Source organism: Bergeyella anatis (assembly GCF_036016955.1).
Lineage (GTDB): Bacteria > Bacteroidota > Bacteroidia > Flavobacteriales > Weeksellaceae > JAYWXI01.
Window position 1 is genome coordinate 1 of sequence record NZ_JAYWXI010000068.1, and the last position, 1,092, is coordinate 1,092.

The following is a 1,092-nucleotide window of genomic DNA, read 5'->3' on the forward strand; positions in this document are numbered from 1 at the left end:
GGGCTTTTTAGCACTAAAACTCATTAGAATTCCTACCGTTTAATTTATTCCAAATGTTTGATAGAAATCCGTCAGCCCCGCTTGCGGCAATACCTTGTTATACGATGTTTGTTTTAATTTCCCCTATATGTCGAGTAACCAAAAGGTGATAAAGTTATAGGTACGTGATAATGTTCATTGTTGATAAGTTCAAAAACTACCTCAATGAATGGATAGAATGATTTTTGTCCGAGGGTTTCAAAATACGAACTTGTATGAAATGTTAATTTATAAACACCTATATTATTTGTGCCATCTTGTTTTAAAAAGTCTTTTATTCTTCCGTTATCATCTGTGCTTTTTTCATCAATTTTTATCCATTTGTTATCTTTATCTTTCTTGGACAATGTGATTTTCACCCCTGTCGCTGGCTTACCTGCTGTAATGTCTAGAATATGACTCGACAACTGATATCTTGTCTCTTGTGCAAAACCAAACTGTAATGCAGCTATAAAAGCTAAAAATAGAAGTGCTACTTTTTTCATTTTTTTGTTTTTTTAGTTAATAATTAATTTTAAAATTAAGATTTTGTATTGCAGTTACCGCTATAAAATGGTCGTTTTCGCCACTACCACCTCCTGATATGCCTATACTGCCTATTAATTCTCCGTCTTTCCAAACGGGTACTCCTCCTCCTAATAAAAGTAATTCGGCAATCGTATTTAAATTTTTTGAGCTTGAACTAGCATCTGCCTTTTTCATTAACTCTAAACTTGCTGTCTTTGTAGAAAGAGCTGTAAAGGCTTTTCGTTTTGACGCCTCGGTATTATGAGGTCCAACATTGTCTCCCTTAAGCAAAAGAATAACTGTACCTGATGCATCTAAAACAGCAATTGATACATTTTTCCCCAGTTTAAGAGCTTCTATATTTGCCTGTTTAGCCAACTCTAATGCACCAAATTGATTTAAACTTGTTGATTGGGTCGTACTATTCTGCCCCCATACAATCAATGGAAATATTAATAAGAATAGTATCATTTGAAAGAGGTTTTTTGTCAACATAATTCTTTGTCTTTTATTTATGTTTGTCTTTAAATATCGTATAACGGGAAA

At 33.2% G+C, this 1,092-nt stretch carries 2 protein-coding genes; both read right to left on the minus strand.

Going from position 1 to position 1,092, the window contains the following annotated elements:
* Nucleotides 1-113: 113 nt before the first annotated feature.
* Nucleotides 114-524, minus strand: coding sequence for a hydroxyisourate hydrolase (gene uraH, locus VQ048_RS12215; protein WP_327611932.1), 411 nt, complete (start codon nt 522-524; stop codon nt 114-116).
* Nucleotides 525-540: 16 nt separating this feature from the next.
* Nucleotides 541-1,017: a GlcG/HbpS family heme-binding protein gene (locus VQ048_RS12220; protein WP_153936986.1), complete on the minus strand. Its 477-nt coding sequence runs from the start codon at nt 1,015-1,017 to the stop codon at nt 541-543.
* Between the last annotated feature and the right edge of the window lie 75 nt (nt 1,018-1,092).

Coding starts and splice junctions, on each gene's coding strand:
- uraH (WP_327611932.1), bottom strand. CDS start 524: ATGAAAAAAGTAGCACTTCTATTTTTAGCTTTTATAGCTGCATTACAG.
- VQ048_RS12220 (WP_153936986.1), bottom strand. CDS start 1,017: ATGATACTATTCTTATTAATATTTCCATTGATTGTATGGGGGCAGAAT.